This window comes from Micromonospora sp. NPDC000668, assembly GCF_042897975.1.
In the GTDB taxonomy this organism is placed as follows: domain Bacteria; phylum Actinomycetota; class Actinomycetes; order Mycobacteriales; family Micromonosporaceae; genus Micromonospora.
Map to the genome: position 1 here is coordinate 551,746 of NZ_JBIAYP010000002.1, position 18,667 is coordinate 570,412.

Here is an 18,667-nt window from a genome sequence, read left to right on the forward strand (position 1 = left end):
GACCGGATCGGTCAGTACAGCGGCTTGATGAAGACACCCGCTTGGTCCACGATGGCGTGGGTGGTGCCCGAACTGTTGTTGTAGAGCACTGTGCCGCCACTCGTTGCGACGATGGCGAGGTTGGAAGCGGTCTCCCCCGCGGCGAAGTTGACGTTCGACGCCGACGGTCGGGCGTCGTTCGCCGGGTAGGCGGTGAGCACGCCCGGAGTGGTCGGAGCGGTCACGGTCAGGTTCGCCACCATCGCCGCCACGGACGGGCAGGAGCAGTTCCCGCCGGCCGCGAAGTTCGGATAGACCGTGATCGACTCACGCGGGTTGAGGGGATGGTTTCCCCGGTTCGGGTCGGCGCGCGTGTCGGCGATCCGAACCGGGGAGTTCGGCACGTACGTCAACTGACCGTCCGGCCCGAAGTAGCCGGCCACGTCCACGACGACGTGCGTGCTGCCGGAGCTCGCGTTGTGGATGCTCACCTTGCCGCCCACCACCGGGACGGTCACCAGGTTCGGGATGGTCTGCCCGGCGACGAAGTTCAGGTTCGAGGCGGCAGGCGGCGCGTCACCGGCGGGAAAGACCTTCAGGACGCCGGCCGTCGTCGGCCCGGTCACCGTGACATTGAGGACGACGGCGGTGGCACCCGCCGGGATCCTCTGGCCAAGGTCCAACTGCCGGGTGGTGTTCGGCGGGAAAGCACCCCCGGAGGTACGGGTGTCGAGCGCCCGCAGCGGGTTGAGGGCGGTGAACCCCTGGCCCTCGGCGCTGTACTGACCCTGCAGATCGGCGATCACGTGCACGGTGCCACCGCTGCTGTTCCGGATCCGGATCTTCCCGTTCTCCACCGGGACGGTGACCAGGTTCGGCACTGTCTCCCTGGCCACGAAGTTGACGTTCGACGCGCTCGGCACCGCCGCGCCGTCCGGATAGACGGTCAGGAAGCCCGACGTCGTTGGCTCGGTCACCGTTACGTTCAACACCACGGCACTGACCCGCGCCACGGGCACTCCGCCGATGCTGCTGAGCGGCAGCACCACGTCGGAGTTCGCGGGAACCGGGGTCCTCGTTCCTACTCCGATTGCGCTGCGGGTGTCGAGCAACCGGGTCGGTGACACCGGTGTGTAGTGCGCCCCCAGCACCGTGCAGAGAGTGCTGGCCGAGCCGGGCGCATCACGGTTGCCGGAAAAGTTCGTGCGGACGTAGGCGCAGGCCCGGCCCGCGCGGCGGAACCGGTGAGTCTCTACCGGCGACTGGCTCACCCGGTAGAACTTCGAGTCGCTGAACTTGTAGGTGAAGGTCCCCACCGGGCCGTCGGACTGCCACGTCGAACGGCTCGTGCTCCGAGCGGTTCCGTCCAGTGGCCCGCCGTCGACGGACTGGCGGAACGGCTCCGTGTACCAGTCGAAGCCGAGAACCCGCTCGACCGCACCCCGGTCGTGATAGCCATTGCCGGTGCCGGTGTTGGTCACCGCTGGGTCGTCGGCGTGCGAATTGCCCAGCATGTCCGTTGCCGGCACGCCCCGTGCCGTCGCACTGGCCGAATCGATCGCCGGCGAGCCCGCCTTCAGGGGAAGGAAACTCCGCATGCCGCCGCGCTGGAGGTCGAGCAGCGGATCGGCGGCGATGTCGTGCCCGCCCTGCCCAGTTGCGGCACGGAACGCGTCCACCGTGGGGTGCTTGGTGCCCGCCCAGACATACGGGGCAACGCCCGTGGTCGGATCGATCAGGTTGTAGTCGGCCACCGTCGGCAGCGAAGCCGCCGAGACCGAGATGGCGCCGTCGCCGACGGTTGCCTTACACAGCGACACCTGCTGGCTCAGTGGCTTGACGATGTTGTTCTCGATGGCGGCGCCGGGCGAGGTGCCGGTGATGTCGATTCCCGGGCCGCACGCTGCGGTCACCGTGTTGTTGGTGACCGTGGTGCCGGGCGCGTCGGTGACGCTGATCCGCCCGAGCGCGACCTGATTGGCGATGACTCTGGTGCCGGTGGCGGCCCCTTCGACAGCCAGTGCGACGTTACCGGTGTCACTGATGTTGATCAGCCAGCTTCGGCTGATTGTCACGTCGTGGGAGGCGCCGCTCACCCGTACCGCTGCCGGCACCTTCACCTGCTGCACGGCGATGCCATTCAGGGTGATCCGGGACGACCCGTCGATCACCACGGCAGGCGACGCGCTGGAGTTGTGCCCGTACATCACAAAGCCGTCCACGACCACGTCGTGGACCTGGTTGAGGGACAGGATGGTGCCGGTGACGTCCGACCCGTTGGTCCGGCCCACGTGGACCCACCCGTCGAAGGCGTTCACCGCGCGGAAGGTGATGGGCGCGGTCTCCGTGCCGGACCGGGTGAAGGTGACCGTCTCCGGGTAGTAGCCGGGCTGCACCAACACCGTCTGGCCGGGCTGCGCCACGGCCGCCGCCGCCGAGATCGTGCAGTACGGCGCCTCTTCGCTGCCGTCGGCGACCGCCGAGCAGCTGCCCTTGCTCACGTAGAGCTCGTTCGTCGGGCTGGCCGCTGCTCGGGCGACCGGCGAGGGGGCCGCCGCCACCGCGGGCGCAGCCGGCCCCACCAGGCCCGCGCCACCCAGCAGCGGTACGACCGCCAGGCTCGCCACCATCCGTCTGTCCATCACGCACCCCCGTGCAAGTCGATCATGCGGGGGACAGGGTAACGCGATGCCGACCGATCCGATCAGCGCCAATCGGTCGGCGCCCTCGGCCGTTCGGTCGCCGCTGTCAGTCGTGCCGTTCGGTGCGCTCGATCTCGGCGAACGCCGCGCTCAGGTAGCCGTCGAGCGGTCGGCCGTCACCGCCAACAGGTCGGCAACGAGCAGCGGGGCGTGCCGGGCGAGCGCGGCCGGATCGGGTGGGGAGTCGTCCTCACCCGGGTCTTACACACCGAGAGCCCCAGCCAGCAGGACCAGCACGACATGCGGGTCGACGTCCGGTCGCCAGGGTACCGCCGAACGGACGCACCGCTCCAACACCTGGCGGACGTCGTCGCCGTCCAGTCCGTCCGGATGGGTCGCCTCCAGCAGCGGTCGAGCCACCCGCTTTGACGGCGTTGTCCCGGCCCGGCGACCCTGCTGGCGGGACGCGATCGAAGACGATGCGTTCCAGTCGGACCCGCCCCAGGGCAAGAGCTGAAGCCGAAGACTCGAGAGATAGATAGATTTGCATGTTTATCTGGGTTCCGGTATGAAGGCTGCAAGCACGTCTGGGTGCTGGTTCCTGGGGAGGAGCGACGATGAAACATGCCCTGCGACGCCTACGAACGGTGGCCGTCTCGCTCGGCGCCTGCACACTCGGGCTGAGCTTGCTGTCGGTACCCGCCGCCGAGGCGTACTCGGTTCAACCTCTCGCACCGCAGTCCGAGCGGGCACCCGAATCGGATCAGTTCTCGGCCGAGGGCGTCACCACGGTCGGTGAGCTTCGTACCATCAACGGCTCGCTGTCTTTCGCTGAGGACGGCGGGACGCAGATCATCCGGCACCCCGGCGCGTCGTACGTCAAGGTGCACTTCAGCTCGCTGCGACTGGCTGACGGCGAGTACGTGACCGTGTCGAGCCCCGACGGCCGGGAGAGCTACCGGTACGACCGCTACCTGAACCGGAAGACCGGCGCGGACTACACCACCGACGGACAACCGGGCTTCTGGGCGATGTCGGTGGACGGCGACACCGCGGTGGTGACGGTGCACAGCAGCCGCACCTCCCGCAGCAGCGCCGCGACCATCGACCGGTTCTGGCGCGGCTACGACCCAACGGAGATCACGCAGCACAACTTCTCCACGCAGTCCGTCTGCAGCACCGACGCCCGCCGCGACGTGGTCTGCTACCAGACCAGCCACCCCAACGAGTACGCCAAGGGCAGGGCGGTGGCGCGGCTGCTGATCAGCGGCGGTGGAATGTGCACCACCTGGCGGGTCGGCAACACCAACCGCATGCTGACGAACAAGCACTGCTTCTCGACGCAGTCCGCAGTCAGCGGCAGCGAGATGCAGTTCAACTACCAGTGCGCCACCTGTGGCGGCTCGAACCCCGGCGCCGGCACCAAGGTCAGTGGCGCCACCCTCTACAAGGTGAGCAGCGGCGGCTCCAACCAACTCGACTACACCCTGTACTCGGTGAACAACTTCGCCAACATCCAGACCTTCGGCACCCTGTACCTGGCGACGACCGCCACCACGACCGGCACGCGGATGTACGTCCCGGGGCACGGTGACGGCAGCCCGAAGCGATTGTCGATCTTCGAGGACACCCAGAACGGCGCGAACTGCACCGTCAAGAACGCGAACTACAACACCTGGAACATCAGCTACAGCTGTGACACCTCCGGCGGCAACTCGGGCTCGCCGGTGCTGAACACCAGCCACCGGGTGATCGCCCTGCACCACCTCGGCGGTTGCCCGTCGAACCAGGGCGCGAAGGCACACCTCATCTACAACGAGATCGCCAGCCTGATCGACAACGGCTGACGGCAACTGACGACCACGGGCCGTCGGGGCGCGCTGCGCTCCGACGGCCCACCGGCATCCAGCCCCTGCCGGGGTCACGACCCCAGCGGTCGGGCCGCCCAGTCGGCGGCGAGTTCATCTGGGTCACCGGTCCGGAACAGCGGCGGCTCGTGCAGCAGGAAGTCGCGGTGACTGATGTTCCAGGCGTACGCCCCGGCCATGGCGAAGGCCAGCACGTCCCCCACGCCGATCGGCCCCGCGGTGGCCGAGCGGGACAGCACGTCCTTCGGGGTGCAGAGCTGCCCGACCACGGTGACCGGCCCTCCGTCGGTCCGTGGAACGTCGACACCCCGTCGCCGGTGCACCCGGAACGGCTGCGGGTGCCCCTTCGCCGCGGGTGTGCGCAGGTGGTGGGTGCCGCCGGCCACCACCACGAACCACTCGCCGTAGGAGCGTTTCACGTCGATCACCTCGGTGAGGTACGACCCGCAGTAGGCGGTGATCGACCGGCCCGGCTCGATGCGCAGCCGCAGGTGCGGGTACGCGTCGACGACCTCCGCCAGTGCCTGGCCGTAGCTCACCCAGTCGAACCGGGCCGTCGGGTCGGCGTAGTCGACGGCCATGCCGCCGCCGACGTCAACCTCGGCGGCATCGATCTCGGTGACGGACCAGCGGACCACGGCGGCGGCGACCTCGCCGGCGAGCGTGGCGTCCAGCCCGCTGGCCAGGTGGGCGTGGATTCCGCGTACCTCGATGCCGGCCGGCGGGCGACGGGCACACTCCACCGCGTCGGCCGGGTCCATGCCGAACGGGCTGGGTCCGCCGCCCATGACCAGGCTCGCCCCGGGCGCGTCCACCGGCAGGTTCACGCGCAGCAGCACCTGGGCCGACCTGCCGGAGGCGGCGGCCAGTGCGCCGAGACGCCGTAGCTCGGCCGGCGACTCGACGTGGATGCGGTGCACCCCGGCGGCGAGGGCGGCGGCGAGGTCCTCGTCGGTCTTGCCGGGCCCGGCGTACGCGGCCGGCTCCTGCCCCGGCAGCACCTCGGACAGCCTCCGCAGCTCGCCGCGGCTGGCGGCCTCGAACCCGTCGACAACCGGAGCCAGGGTACGCAGCACGCCCGGATCCGGGTTCGCCTTGACCGCGTAGAGCAGCTCCACCCGCCGTGGCAGCGCGGCACGGATGGACCGGACGTGCGCGGCCAGCCCGTCGAGGTCGTGGACGTAGACCGGTCGGGTCACCGTGGCCCGCCCATCGGGTTCGACACCGGCACGAACGGCGCGGCCCGGTCGGCGTCGCGTCGCCACCGGACCAGCAGGTTCGCCTTGGCCACCAGCGGCTCCCCGTTCAGCAGCCCGCGCAGCTCGGGCGGCTCGCCGAGGTCGGCGGCCACCGCCGCGACGACGGCACGGAGCTCCTGCCACAGCGACCGTTCGATCCCCGGCTGCGCGTCGGCGAGCGCACCGCAGACGCCGGCCAGGTGGTTGACGAACAGGCAGTAGACGATTCGGCGGCGAGCGGCTCGCGGACCGTAGCCGGCCTGCGGTGGGACGCCGTCCGGCCAGGTGACCCACCGGTCGGTGTCCAGCTTCACCCCCTCCAGGTCGCGCAGCAACATCCGTATCGGACGGCGCTCCCGGTCGAGCACCACGACCACGTTCTGCAGGTGTGCCTCGTGCACGACGCCGTGGCTGAGCCAGCAGCGCAGCACCGCCGGCACCAGCAGCCCGATGTACGCCCGCCACCAGGCCACCGGATCCGGTACCGCCAGCGGCACGGCGGCCAGCGCCGCCGCGAGGATCGGAGTGTCCCCGGGTCGCAGGTGCGGGCGCAGGCCGGTGCGCAGGATCGTCCCGTACGCCTCGTCCGCTCCCGGGAGGTCGACCGTGCGGTAGGCGGGCTCGGCCAGCAGCCCGACACCGGCCGGCATCGGCACCCTGGCCAGCAGGTCGGTCAGGGTGACCGCGCCGGTGAGCTCGTACCGCGCGTTCTTGCGCAGGCAGTTGGTGATCCGGACGTGCAGGCTGGTCTTGACGAACAGATCGGCCTCGGGGGCGTAGAGGGTGCGGACGCTCGCCGTCGGCCGTACCGGAACACCGGACGCACCCAGGTGACGCAGCCGGGGATGGGCTGGCGGGATCAGCGACAGTTGCCAGGGGTGTACCGGCAGCACCCGGTGCCCGGCCGGGGGCCGCGGCGGGTCGAGAGCGGCGATCAGCGGGTCGAACGGCCCGGCGCCGGCGACGAGGTCGTCCGGCACGGCGAGCCAGTGCAGTCGGAACGTGGTACGCAACTCCGGCGCGTACCCCCGCCAGGTGTCCGGATCACCGCTGCGCCACTTCGGCGCCGGATGGTGCGGGTGGCCGAAGACCAGCGACTGCTCGGAGTCGACGTACGCGTCGATGGCCGGCTCGCCGGTGGGAGTGGGGTCCTGTGCCGGGCGCTCGGCCAGCAGCCGGGCCACCGTGTCGCGGCTGGCCCGGACCTGCCCGACGAACTCGTCGTTCACCAGGCCGGTACGGGCGGCGAGTTCCGCCGCGACCAGCGTGGCCAACCCGTCCGCGTCCAGGTCCTCCCACCTGCCGTCGTCGGCCATCCGCTGCACCGGGCCGGCGTAGCGGTGCGCGCCGAGCGGGGAGGTTCGCGCGACGGCGCAGCGCAGCGTCACGTCGAGGTGCCGCAACAGCAGACGCGCGGCACCGCCGGCCACGGTGGTGTCGCCGTCGGGCAGGGCGAGCTCCCGCAGCAGGCAGCCGAACACGGCGTGGGCGGTGGCCAGGTCGGCGCGCTGGCTGGTGTCGACGCCCGGCCGGGAGCGCAACTGTGCGCTCGTCATCGTGTCTCCTGTAGGTAGTTCGGGCCGGTGCGCCGGTAGTACTTGTTGATATCGGCGCAGCCCAGCCGCTGCTTGGGCAGCAGGGTGCCGGCGGTGAGCATCGCCTTGATGGGTAGTCGGGCCGCCTGGAGAACTCCCTCGGTGAAGGATCGCACCGCCGGCCCGTCGCCCCAACGGTCGCGGGCCACGGCCAGCCGGGGCGCCAGCGCGGCGGCCGGTGACGGCACGGGCAGGCCTCGGGCGGCCAGGGCGATCAGGGGCGCCGCCGCGGCCAGGTGCAGGGTGATGGTGATGAACACGTCGGCGAGCTCCTGCGGATCGCGCGCCCACATCCGGTCGTCCCGCAGCGGGAGCCCGCCGGGACCGCGATGCCGGAGGTCCAGTCGGGCGCCGTCGTTGTCCTTGTAGAGCAGGCCGATCGACCCGTCGGGGTGCACCAGCAGGTGGATGTTCTGCGGGTGCGCCTCAAGGGCCACCCCGTGGCGTAGCCAGAGGCAGACATGCCAGTCGAGCAGGAGGTCCAGGTAGGACCCGAGCACCCTCTCGGGCTGTCCGGCAGTGATCCGTTCGAGGACGGTGCCCGCGACCGGGTCGGGTGCGGCGAGGGATGCGACCGGCACCACGTGCACGCCGGTTAGGTCGCGCGGAAAGCGGCGCAGCATGAAACTGCGGCGCTCGTCGCCGTCGACGTGTGCGTAGGTGCTCTCGTCGGCGTGCCGGATCCGGCCGGTAAAGGCTGGTTCCGCGCTGGCGATCCGGTCTAGCAGCCCGGCGACCGCCGCGCCGTCGGCGAGCGAGCCCGGGTCCAGTGTCCGCCGGTTGCGGGCGCCGAGGCTCGCTGTCGGCAGCGGCAACTTCAGGTGAACGTACGGGTCGTGGTCGAGCGCCACCGTCCGCATGGAGAGGGTGGGCCGCGCGGAGAACGTCGGCAGGTCCGCCACCGGTAGCGCGTCGCGTGCCGCGATGAGCGGATGCACCGGCATCAGCAGCTGATCCGGGCGCTGTGCCCGCGGCCACCACGGCGGGAGATCACCGGTGAGCCGCACCTGTTCGGCGGAGGCGGCGTACCAGCTCAGCCGGAAACGCGGCGCGTGTTCGGGGGCGTAGCGGAGCAGTTCGTCGTCGCTGAGCCCCGGACGGGAACGGTCGGTGGGGTAGACCGGATGACCGTGGTGCGCGGCGAGTACGTCGTCCAGGAGCGCCGCCGGCATACCCGTGGGGGTGATCGCGCGCTCGGCGGCCACCTCGGCGAGCACCCGTGGCCAGGCAGCGGTGGCGAGCCGTCGCGCCCGCAGGTCGGCTCGGCACTCGGCTCCGAAGTCCCGCCAGCCTGCCTCGGCCTCCGGGTCGTCGTGCGGAGCGAGCAACGTCAGCAGCCCCTCCACGGTGTCCGTCCGGCGGGTGTCTCCGTCCACGACGACGTGCACCATCGGTGCGGCGCTGCGCAGGGCCTGCTGGAAGCCGCCAGCGCGGACCGGTATCCGCAGCAGCCCGGCATCGTGCGGCACCTCCCACCTGTCGAGGCCGTCCGGCCGGCCTCGGCTGAGCAGACCGAGGTGGTCCTCGCGCAGCAGGGCGTCGAGCACCCGGACGAACACCTCCCGCTCGCAGTCGTCGCTCACTCGACGATCGTCCACTGCAACCCTTGGTGGAAGGCGGCCAGCGACTCCCGCACGGTGTCCTGGTCGGGGCCGATCGCGTGCAGCGCGGCGAGGTAGTCGCGGTTCGTGCCGGTACGGTCCGCGATCCGGCCCAGCTCGCGCAGGGGTCGGCAGCCCAACCGGACCTCGCCGTGGACCGTGTCCAGTGGGCCGGGTGCGGCGGTGAGCCGGCCTGACCGGTCCGCGCAGACGTACTCGACCCGGGCGTACCGGTCGACGGTGGCGGGCAGGTCGAGGGCGGCCAGCGGCTCGCCGAGGTGCAGCCGGATGACGTACTCGAATAGCGGCACGCCGAGCAGCTCCGCGAGGATCAGGTCCATCCGGTCGCCGATGAGGCGGTAGTTCACCTCGATCAGCCGGACCCGGCTGTCCTGGACGACGTACTCGGTGTGGCAGGCGCCCAGGCCGACACCGAGCGCGTCGAGGCACGCCCGAAGCTGGGTGCTGATCTGCTCCGCCGGGGGCGACCAGTCGAGGCTCTCCTCGGTGAAGGTCGGTGGCGGGCCGAGGTGGGTGCGCCACCCGCCGAGGACAGCCAGCGCCGTACCGTCGCCGAGAGTGTCATGTGTCCGCAGCTCCCCGGCGAGGTACTCCTCGACCACCAATGCCACATCCGGCCGCCGGCCGCGGATCTCGGCGACGCGGGCGTCCAGCTCTCGGTGATCGGCCACCAGGTAGGCGTCCTCGCTGGCCACCCCCGCGCGGGGTTTGACCACCGCCGGGAACATCTCGCCCGGCGCGGCGGGTGGGACACCAGGGTCGACGGCGACGGCGCGGACCAGGTCGAGCCCGGCAGCCTCGATCGCCCGGCGGGTGGCGGCCTTGTCCTTGCAGAGCCGGGCGGCGTCGGGATCCTTGCCGGGCAGGCCGAGCTTGCGGGCGGCGATCGCGGTGACCTCCTGAAGGTGGTCGCTGTTGGACAGTAGCGCCGCCGGTCGGTCCCCTGCTGTCGCCGCGACCACCGCTGCCGCGTCCCGGATCGCACACCGCGCCACCGGCACCTCGGCCGGCCACTGCTCGGGCCGGTCGGTCAGCACGGTGACCGGCAGTTCGAGTGCGGCCGCCGCTGGGAGGAACCCTTCCAGGACGGCGTCGGTGGGGTTGAGCGCGGTGATGTACAGCCGCATACGGCCTCCGTCGAGGGCGACGATCGTCGTGATTAGGGTAGCCTACCCTTATTGTCAGGATGTAAACGGCTTGTCCTGACTATCTGCCAACGGCCGGATCGGCTGGCCCGGGGCGCACGGACTCCGATCGCTGCGCCCGGTGCAGCAGCCCGGCGGCGACCAGGCCACCGACGAGCACTGCGGCAGCGCCCACCGTCTGCCCGGTCTCCAGCGCCGAGGCGAAGGCGACGGTGACGGCCTCCCGCTCCGGCCCCTCACCGGCAGCGGCGAGCGCTGCGGGGAACGACCCGGCGCCGGCCAGGGCGGCGGGCAGCAGGGCGGCGAACCGGGCGTTCAGCACGGCGCCCAGCACCGCGATGCCGAGGCTGCTGCCGACCTCGGTCATGGTGCCGTCGACGCCGGCACCGGCACCGGCCTTCTCCGCCGGGATCGCGCTCATCACCGCCTCGACGATCGCCGGGTTGGCCAGCGCGCAGCCGACGCCCATGATGAGCAGCCCACCCAGCAGCAGCCCGTAGCCGTCGGAGGGGACGAGGGTGATCACCGCGAGGCCACCCGCGAGCAGCGTCATGCCGACGGCGATGGCGGCCGCCAGGCCGAGCCGACGGATCAGGGCGGCGGCGACGCCGCTCACGTTGAGCAGCACGATGGACAGGGCGAAGGGTGCCATCCGCAGGCCCGCCTCCCAGGCGGGGTAGCCGCGGACGAACTGCAGGTGCTGGGTGAGCAGGAACAGCGCGCCGGTGGCCCCGAACGTGATCAGGACGACCCCGGAGACCGCGCCGACGAAGCGCCGGTCCCGAAAGAAGTGCATGTCCAGCATGGGGTCGGAGATCCGCCGCTCCCAGCGGACGAAGAGCCCGAGCAGGAGCACGCCGACGGCTGCCGTGCCGAGCACCTCGGGCGACGCCCACCCCCGGTCCGGCCCGGAGATGATGGACCAGACAACCCCGGTCAGTCCGGCGGTGGAGAGCGCCGCGCCGACCACGTCGAGGCGGCCACCGGCCGGGCCGCGGGACTCGGGTATCAGCGCACGGCCGGCGACAAGGCAGACCAGCACGATGGGGACGTTCATCAGGAAGATCGCGCCCCACGGCAGGTGGGCGAGGATGGTGCCACCGATCGGTGGCCCGACGGCGAAGCCCAACGCGCTGGTGGCGGCCCAGATGCCGATCGCCCGGGACCGCTCGGCGCCGTCGAAGACCTGCATGGCGATCGCGAGGGTGGAAGTGGCCAGCAGCGCACCGCCGACGCCCATTCCGGCCCGGGCGGCGATCAGCTGCCCGCTGGTGGTGGCGAGCCCGGCGGCGAGCGAGCCGAGTCCGAACAGGACGAGCCCGGCCAGCAACATCCGGCGGCGCCCGTACCGGTCCGCGGCGCTGCCGGCGGTGAGCAGCAGACCCGACAGCACCAGCGCGTACGCGTTGATCATCCATTGCACATCGGCGGTGCTGGCGCCCAGCTCGGTCGTGAGCACCGGCACCGCCACGGTCAGCACCGTGTTGTCCAGCACCACGACGAGTTGGGCGACGCAGAGCACGGCCAGGATGAGCCACCGGTGGGGCAGCCGGGTCGGTGCCGTGAGCGCGGCGGTCGGTTGAACCGCCGCGTGGGTGTTCGTCGACGTGTCGACGACCGCTCCGCGTCGGCCAGCGGGGGTCACGCCACGACCTTCGCGGCTTTCCAGTAGCCGAGGGAGATCAGCTGGCTCTTGTCGACGCCCAGGGTACGGCGGATGTGCCGGATGATGCCGCGGGTGCTGGCCGCCTCGCAGGCCACCCAGTAGTGGGCGGTGTCGCTGGCCGGCAGGGTGGCGCAGACCGTGTCGACCAGGTGTTGACCCGCGTCGCGCCGGGGCACCCAGGTGACGTCGTGGTGCGCCCGGGCCCGTGGCGCGAGTGCCTTCTCACCCTCGTGGGCGTACTCCAGCCAGACCGTAGCCGGGATGTCGGCGCCAGCGTCGAGCAGGCTGTTCACCGCTGGCAGGGACGCCGCGTCGCCGACGAGGTAGAGGTGCTCGGGCGCGGGGTCGGGCAGTTGGTAGGCGCTGCCCTGGACGGTGGCTCCGATGGTGTCGCCGACCTGCGCCGTGGTGGCCCAGCGGGCGGCGCAGCCGTCGTGGATGGCGAATTCGAGGCTGAATCGGCCGGTCGCCGGGTCCGGGTCCACCAACGTGTAGGCACGCTGGTGCGCCCGGCCGTCGTTGTCGAACCAGAGCCGGATCCACATGGTGGGGTGAACCCCGCACGCCTCCAGCAGGCCGCCCCCGTCCAGGAGCAGCCGCTGGTAGTGCCCTTCGACCGACTCGGTGCCCAGCACGGTCAACCGAAAGTCCCGGCCTCCCATGGCCTTGAGGACCAGGGCCTCCCAGTTCCGTTTCACGCACCCTCCAAGTAAGGTCAGCCTTCGTTAGGGCAGGGTAACCTAAGTTGAGCGCCCGACGGAACATGCATTCCTCTCGCCTCGGTGCCACGTACCGATGAGCCACTCACCACTCCGCAGCAAGGGACGGCGCCTCATGACATACCAGGAGAAGATCTCGGGCCTCGGCGAGTTGTCGTTGGTAACCGTGCAACCCGACCGGCACGCCGAACTGCTGCACACCTGGGTGACCCGGCCCCGCAACTCTTTCTGGGGCATGGGGTCGCACACCCTGGAAGAGGTACGCGAGATCTACGCGTTCGTCGACAGCCTGCCGACGCACCACGCGTACCTGATCATGATCGACGCGGAACCGGTCGGCCTCTTCCAGACCTATCAGCCCGAGGCGGACCCGGTCGGCGAGCGCTACCCGGTGCAGCCCGGCGATGTCGGGATGCACCTGCTGCTCAGCCCTGACCGGCGCCTCGCCCAGGGCATCACCAGCGCCGTCGGCCCCGCCCTCGCCCGCTTCCTGTTCCGTGACCCCGCTGCCCAGCGGATCGTGGTCGAGCCGGACGTCCGCAACCACCTCGCGCTACGCCGGCTGGAGAGCGAGGGCTTCACCTTCGGGTCCGAGATCGACATGCCGGACAAGCGTGCCCAACTCGCGTTCCTGACGCGCGCCCGGTTCGAGTCGAACCACCCGACGTCGGCCTGACCGTCGGCCGCTCAGCGGGCGGCCTGGAACGCGCGTCCGACCAGGGTCGCCTCGGTGCCGTCGCTGAACAGCCCGGACCGGTCCTTGTCGGTGGCGGGTAGGCCGAACCAGGCGTAGCGCTGCACGTAGGAGAGTTGGCCCAGCATGCTGGTGGCCGCGGTGAGGAAGGCCGCCTGTTGCTCCTGACTAGGAAACTGCTGGCGTCCGCCGTCGAAGCGGATCAGCGCGAACTCGGTCAGCCAGATCGGCTTCTTGTACCGCTGGTACACGGCCTGCAGATACTGCTTGAGCTGGTTCACTGCGGTGGCGGTGGTGAACTCGGCACCGAACCAGTGCAGGGTGATGAAGTCGACCCGGTGACCGCGGGAGGTCGCGCCGGTCATGAACCTGTCGAGCCAGCCCTGCGGGTCGGCCCCGCCCCAGGCTACCGCCGGGCTGCCCAGCCTGCTGCCGGTCGCCATCAACTGCGGCCACAGGTCCAGCGCCCGCTCGACGGTCATGTTCGCCTGCTCGGGCAGGTCCGGTTCGTTGAACGTGAGCAGGTACGGCCCGGCCGCCCTGGCCCGGGCCAGATCGGCGGCGGTCACATTCTCGGCGCCACGGATCATCGGTACGAACGTCGCACCCTGCGGAGTGCTGATCCCTGGGTGCTGGGTGCCCCAGGTGTAGTACCAGCCGGCCTTCGAGTTCGCCAACGCCTGGCTGACCCCGGCGAAGTTCCACACCCCGACGCCCTTCCTCGTCGAACTGACCGCCGGTGCGGCCGGTGCCCTCGACGACGGTCGCGCACTCGGTGACGGGGCGCCGCTCGGGGATGGGACGGCGGCAGGTGTCACGGCGGGCGGGACGGCCCACGAGGGTGCGGGCGGATCGTCCGGTCGGATCACCACCAACGCGGTGAGGGCGAGGATGACGGCTGCGGCGCCACCGACCAGCGCCGGAAGCAGGCCGCGGGGCCGGTTCACCGCCAGGTTGGCGATGCCGTGTCCGCTGCCGACGTCGGCGGGCACACCGCCGGGTGGGGTCGTCCCGGCGGTGTGCCCGGCCGTCGGGTCCGGGGGGTGGTACCCGACGGCCTGCGAGGCGGCCGGGGGAAGGGCCGCGCTCGGGAAGTGGGCGCTGAGGCTGGCCGGCAGCGGCAGCAGCGACAGACCGGCGAGCAGCCGGTCGATCGGCACCAGGCCGGTGCCCAGGCGCCCGCAGGACGCGCAGTCCCGGACGTGCCGGGCCAGTCGTTTGCGCCACAGTGGATTGGGGGTGCCGTCCCACCCGACGGCCGCGGCCCGCAGGTCCGGGCAGCCGGGGCGGGTCCGTAGCGCGCGGACGACGGCCCGCGCACTCTGGATCTGTTCCTTCATCCGGTGGATCCGCACGGCGACGTGGCCTGGGGAGAGCGCGAGCGCATCGGCGACCTCGGTCCGCGCGAGCACGCCGGTCTCCTCCAGCCACCAGAGCGACAGCAGTTCCTGGTCGTCCGGGTCGAGCCAGCGGGTCGCCTCGGCGACCTCGCGTCGTTGGTCGGTGAGACCGAGCCGGAGGATGGTGATCGCCGCGAAGTCGGAGGCCGGGTCGGGCACGTTGTGGATCGCATCGAGCCCGGCGTCGCGGTTGAGTGCGACCCGTCGGCGCTGCTCCCAGTCACGCACCTGACGGATGGTGATCGCCACCAGCCAGGACCGGAAGGCTGCCGGGTCGTTGAGCGCGGGCAGGTGCCGGACCACCCGTACCAATGTCTCCTGGACCACGTCGTCGACGTCGGCGTGGCCGCGGAGCGCCCGGCCGACGATGTTGTAGACCAACGGGAGGGAGGCCGCTACGACGTCATTGAGAGCGCGCTGGTCGCCCTGTCGGGCCGCGACGACCAACCCGGTGTCGGGTTGTCCTCGACCGGTTGACGACATGGGTCTCACTCCTTCTGCGCTCATCGTCGGGGCGCTAGCGCTGTGCGCGCGGACACCCTCTTGATCGGAGACCGGTGGCGGCGGGTCGGATTACGGAATTCTCCAGAGACAACTGTCGGCCACCTACCGCCCGGGTGCGAGTCAGGACGGATGTGGATGGCCCCCGATGGCGGCGCATGGTCGACGGCGACGCCGGGTATGGTGCGTGTGTAGGTGTCGCCGGGCGCTCGCCCGCGATCGAGACACCGTGCTCTGGCGCCAGAGTGAGCGCCGGGTTTATCGCGAGGTTGTGCGGCAGGAATTGCCGACGGCCCGGGTGCACCCCCTCTGCTGAAGACAGGACCCTTTCATGACTTCGAACAACAGTGATCGACCGGCGTTGTTTCTCGCCACCGCGAGCGCCGACGGGCTCGACGACCCGGGCGTGACCTTCGACGGCAGCGAGGAGGCCATGCGGCGACTGCGCCACCCGTTCGCGGTGAACGCGAGCCGGCCGACCGCACAGGCCGGCGACAACCCGGATCAGCGCGACTGATCCGGCGGGACTACCGCCGCTCCACGGCACAGTCCGTCTACCAGGCGGCCATCCTACTTTCGGCTAGTAATAAGTCACTCTTTCGGGTATCGTTCCGCCCATCAAGTGGAACGACATGACGCGGTGGCGAGGCCCGTGCTCGTGGCCTTGCGACAGCGCACCCCGCCCGTCCGTGCGCTCCGGTGACAGCCGGTTCGGAGATCTTCCGGTCGACCCGATCGACGGGCACATGCGGGAAGGACCATCCCATGGTCACTACCTTCGAACCGGCGACCAGCACGCGCGTCAGCCAACGCAGCGCGGTCCACAGCGGGGATGAACTGCTGGTCGCGATGGCCGCGATGCGAGCCGACGACCCCCGCCGCCCGGCACTGCGGGACCGCACCATCGAGGCGTGGTTGCCGCTCGCCCGCCACCTGGCGCGCCGTTACTCCGGACGCGGCGCAGCCGACGAGGACCTGGCCCAGACCGCCGCACTCGGTCTCATCAAGGCCGTCGACCACTTTGACTCCACCCGGGGCGTCGACTTCACCGGGTACGCCATCCCGACCATCATCGGCGAGATCAAGCGGTACTTCCGCGACCGCACCTGGGCCGTGCGGGTGCCCCGCCGCCTGCAGGAACTGCGCCTGTCGATCAGCGCGGCGAACAGCACCCTGACCCACACGTTGGGCCGCTCGCCGACCGTTGCCGACATCGCGACCTACCTCGAGCTGTCCGAGGAGACCGTGCTGGAAGGACTGGAAGGCGCCCGCGCCTACCGGGCCACCTCACTGTCCACCCCGGTCGGTGTCGACGGCAACCGGGAGCTCGGGGACACCCTCGGCGCCGACGACCACGAAATGGACCGCGTCGAGATCCGCGTCGCCCTCGGCCCCGCCCTCGCTACGCTGCCGGAACGCGAGCGCGAGATCCTGAGTCTGCGCTTTCACGGCAACCTGACCCAGGCCCAGATCGCCGACCGGATCGGCGTCTCACAGATGCACGTCTCCCGGCTGATCACCCGATCGTTGGCCGCTCTGCGCCGCCACCTCTCCGACGACAACGCCTTCTGACCACCGGCACCGTTACGGTCAAGGTTGCCGGAGGCGGTCCCCGACCCGGGGCCGCCGGGAAGTGCGAACGAACAGGACAACCATGACCGTCCACATCGATCTTGCCGGAAAGACCGCGCTGGTCACCGGTTCGACCCAGGGAATCGGTGCCGCCATCGCCACCGGGCTCGCCCGCGCCGGGGCCCGGGTGGCGGTCAACGGCCGTACCGCCGCTGGCGTACAGCGGGCAGCGGTGGCGCTGCGCAGCGAGGTTCCCGGCGCCGACGTGATCGAGGTCGATGCCGACGTGTCCAGCGACGAGGGCACGGCGCGGGCGCTCGACCTGCTGCCCACCGTCGACATTCTGATCAACAACCTCGGCATCTTCGGCCCCACTCCGGCGCTGGAGATCTCCGATGACGAGTGGCGTCGCTACTTCGAGGTGAACGTGCTGGCCGGCGTCCGGCTGACCCGCGCCTACCTGCCCGCGATGATGGAACGCGGCTGGGGGCGGGTGCAGTACATCGCCAGCGACTCGGCGGTCGTGATCCCGGCCGAAATGATCCACTACGGCGTCTCCAAGACGGCTCTGCTCGGCGTCTCGCGCGGGTTCGCGAAGGCTGCCGCCGGCACCGGCGTGACCGTCAACTCGGTGCTCGCCGGGCCGACACACACCGGCGGCGTCGAGGACTTCGTCTCCGAACTCGTGGGCGACAGCCTGCCGTGGGATGAGGCGCAGCGGGAGTTCATGCGGCTGCACCGGCCGCAGTCCCTGCTTCAGCGGCTGATCGAGCCCGAGGAGATCGCCAACATGGTCACCTACCTCGCCTCTCCCCTCGCCTCCGCGACGACCGGCGCCGCCGTCCGGGTCGACGGCGGCTACGTCGACGCGATCATCCCGTAACCGGCTACCGCCGCCGGCACGCGTCGGCCATCAACCGTTCAGAACTGGACGACGTGGCCCACGCGCGGTGGCGTGCGACCCGCGAGGACCTCGAGCCACGCGTGCTGCAGGGCTTCGGGTCCCGTACCGACCTGGACGTCGAGCCACCCGCTCACCACGCCGGTGAACCGTCGCCAGGCCTCGGTGAACCGTTGGTCGAGCCCTTCACGGCCCCAGTCCAGGCTGCGCTTGCGCATCTGAACCGGTGCGAAGAACACCTCCTCGGCGGCGTCGGCGTTCGGCGTCTGGTTGGTGAGCCCGACCGCGATGTCCCGGACGAGTTGGTCGCCGAGGTGCCCGCGCAGAGCGGCTCGGGTCGAGGACGCGCCGGACAGGTCGAGATAGACGGTCGGGACCGCGTCCAGGACGCCGATGTCGTGGTAGGAAACGACCTCGTCGTAGCAGCCGAGTGACCGCGTGAAGGCGAGGTTGCCGGGTGAGGTGAGCCCGACCAGCCGGGGGCCACGACCGTGCAGTTCGAACGCGGCGGCATAGGCGGTCTTACTGGACGCCGATGACAGCACCAGCGACGCCGCGCTGTAGAAGTCGTTGTCGACGATCTGATCGGCCAGCATGAAGGAGGTGAAGAACAGCGGCCGGAACAGGATCAGCAGGTCCTCCTGGTCCGCCCGGTACGCCGGGTCGCCGGTGGTCGACCGGTAGACGTTGTACGGCGAGGGCAGCCCGGCCCGGTGCGCTCTCGCGTCGCGGAACCCGGACTCGTCCACTCGGTCCGGCCGCACCACCAGGTGACCCGCTGGCGGGAGGTAGCCGTAGACCCGCAGCCCCGCCGCGACCTCCGGAACCCGCGACGCGATCACCTCGGCGAAGCCCCACAGCGGCGGCAGCCCCCACTCCTGGCCGAGCCCGCGCGGGTCGGGCGGGAAGAACTGCCAGTAACGCATCGAGTCACCGAGCACCGCGTAGGTCACATTGTTGGCGGTGAGGCCGACGCGGTCCACGCGTAACAGCACCTCGCCGTCGGCCAGAGCCGGCGTCGCGCCCTCGACGAGCGTGCTCCGACCGAGGTCGTCACGGGCCACGGCGAATGTCCACGAGTCAGCCATGGTCTGACGCTAGACAGCCCCCGAAACGGAGACAAGT

General features: G+C 70.9%; 15 protein-coding genes. 5 read left to right on the forward strand and 10 right to left on the reverse strand.

What is annotated here, in order from left to right; all coding sequences use genetic code 11:
• Nucleotides 1-11: 11 nt before the first annotated feature.
• The gene (locus ACFY29_RS12055) at nucleotides 12-2,621 is read right to left on the reverse strand and encodes a choice-of-anchor Q domain-containing protein (protein WP_386985385.1); all 2,610 of its coding nucleotides are present in this window, start codon (nucleotides 2,619-2,621) and stop codon (nucleotides 12-14) included.
• Between the two features lie 261 nt (nucleotides 2,622-2,882).
• Nucleotides 2,883-3,041, reverse strand: a complete 159-nt coding sequence (locus tag ACFY29_RS12060; protein WP_386985387.1) for a hypothetical protein — start codon at nucleotides 3,039-3,041, stop codon at nucleotides 2,883-2,885.
• Nucleotides 3,042-3,238: 197 nt separating this feature from the next.
• Between ACFY29_RS12060 and ACFY29_RS12065 the strand changes: the two genes are divergently transcribed.
• Nucleotides 3,239-4,468 (forward strand): trypsin-like serine peptidase, encoded by a 1,230-nt coding sequence (locus ACFY29_RS12065; protein ID WP_386985389.1) that lies wholly within the window; start codon nucleotides 3,239-3,241, stop codon nucleotides 4,466-4,468.
• Between the two features lie 74 nt (nucleotides 4,469-4,542).
• Here ACFY29_RS12065 and ACFY29_RS12070 read toward each other — a convergent pair whose 3' ends face one another.
• From ACFY29_RS12070 to ACFY29_RS12095, 6 genes are all read right to left on the reverse strand, one after another.
• A complete protein-coding gene (locus ACFY29_RS12070) occupies nucleotides 4,543-5,688 on the reverse strand; it encodes an alanine racemase (RefSeq protein ID WP_386985391.1) in 1,146 nt (381 codons plus the stop codon).
• Complete coding sequence (locus ACFY29_RS12075; RefSeq protein WP_386985392.1) at nucleotides 5,685-7,283, reverse strand: IucA/IucC family protein; 1,599 nt, start codon at nucleotides 7,281-7,283, stop codon at nucleotides 5,685-5,687. The genes ACFY29_RS12070 and ACFY29_RS12075 overlap by 4 nt, the downstream gene beginning before the upstream one ends.
• Nucleotides 7,280-8,905, reverse strand: coding sequence for an IucA/IucC family protein (locus ACFY29_RS12080; protein WP_386985394.1), 1,626 nt, complete (start codon nucleotides 8,903-8,905; stop codon nucleotides 7,280-7,282). The genes ACFY29_RS12075 and ACFY29_RS12080 overlap by 4 nt, the downstream gene beginning before the upstream one ends.
• Complete coding sequence (locus tag ACFY29_RS12085) at nucleotides 8,902-10,071, reverse strand: acetyl-CoA carboxylase biotin carboxylase subunit family protein (protein ID WP_386985396.1); 1,170 nt, start codon at nucleotides 10,069-10,071, stop codon at nucleotides 8,902-8,904. Before ACFY29_RS12085 ends, ACFY29_RS12080 begins: the two co-directional genes overlap by 4 nt.
• A 79-nt stretch (nucleotides 10,072-10,150) precedes the next feature.
• A complete protein-coding gene (locus ACFY29_RS12090; protein ID WP_386986685.1) occupies nucleotides 10,151-11,638 on the reverse strand; it encodes an MFS transporter in 1,488 nt (495 codons plus the stop codon).
• Between the two features lie 92 nt (nucleotides 11,639-11,730).
• Nucleotides 11,731-12,453 (reverse strand): siderophore-interacting protein, encoded by a 723-nt coding sequence (locus ACFY29_RS12095; protein ID WP_386985397.1) that lies wholly within the window; start codon nucleotides 12,451-12,453, stop codon nucleotides 11,731-11,733.
• 136 nt (nucleotides 12,454-12,589) lie between these two features.
• Here ACFY29_RS12095 and ACFY29_RS12100 point away from each other — a divergent pair, with 136 nt between their 5' ends.
• The gene (locus tag ACFY29_RS12100) at nucleotides 12,590-13,150 is read left to right on the forward strand and encodes a GNAT family N-acetyltransferase (protein WP_386985399.1); all 561 of its coding nucleotides are present in this window, start codon (nucleotides 12,590-12,592) and stop codon (nucleotides 13,148-13,150) included.
• An 11-nt stretch (nucleotides 13,151-13,161) separates the two neighbouring features.
• On the opposite strand, the gene ACFY29_RS12105 is transcribed toward ACFY29_RS12100, so the two are convergent.
• Entirely contained in the window at nucleotides 13,162-15,051 is a 1,890-nt protein-coding gene (locus tag ACFY29_RS12105) for a sigma-70 family RNA polymerase sigma factor (RefSeq protein ID WP_386985401.1), read from the reverse strand.
• A gap of 349 nt (nucleotides 15,052-15,400) precedes the next feature.
• On the opposite strand from ACFY29_RS12105, the gene ACFY29_RS12110 reads away from it, so the two are divergent.
• The 3 genes from ACFY29_RS12110 to ACFY29_RS12120 all read left to right on the forward strand — a co-directional run bounded on the left by ACFY29_RS12110 (nucleotide 15,401) and on the right by ACFY29_RS12120 (nucleotide 17,524).
• Nucleotides 15,401-15,586, forward strand: a complete 186-nt coding sequence (locus ACFY29_RS12110; protein WP_328423083.1) for a hypothetical protein — start codon at nucleotides 15,401-15,403, stop codon at nucleotides 15,584-15,586.
• A 248-nt stretch (nucleotides 15,587-15,834) separates the two neighbouring features.
• Entirely contained in the window at nucleotides 15,835-16,641 is an 807-nt protein-coding gene (locus ACFY29_RS12115) for a SigB/SigF/SigG family RNA polymerase sigma factor (protein ID WP_328423081.1), read from the forward strand.
• Between the two features lie 82 nt (nucleotides 16,642-16,723).
• Nucleotides 16,724-17,524, forward strand: coding sequence for an SDR family NAD(P)-dependent oxidoreductase (locus ACFY29_RS12120; protein ID WP_386985403.1), 801 nt, complete (start codon nucleotides 16,724-16,726; stop codon nucleotides 17,522-17,524).
• A 38-nt stretch (nucleotides 17,525-17,562) separates the two neighbouring features.
• On the opposite strand, the gene ACFY29_RS12125 is transcribed toward ACFY29_RS12120, so the two are convergent.
• Nucleotides 17,563-18,630 (reverse strand): DUF2855 family protein, encoded by a 1,068-nt coding sequence (locus tag ACFY29_RS12125; protein ID WP_386985405.1) that lies wholly within the window; start codon nucleotides 18,628-18,630, stop codon nucleotides 17,563-17,565.
• Nucleotides 18,631-18,667 lie beyond the last annotated feature (37 nt).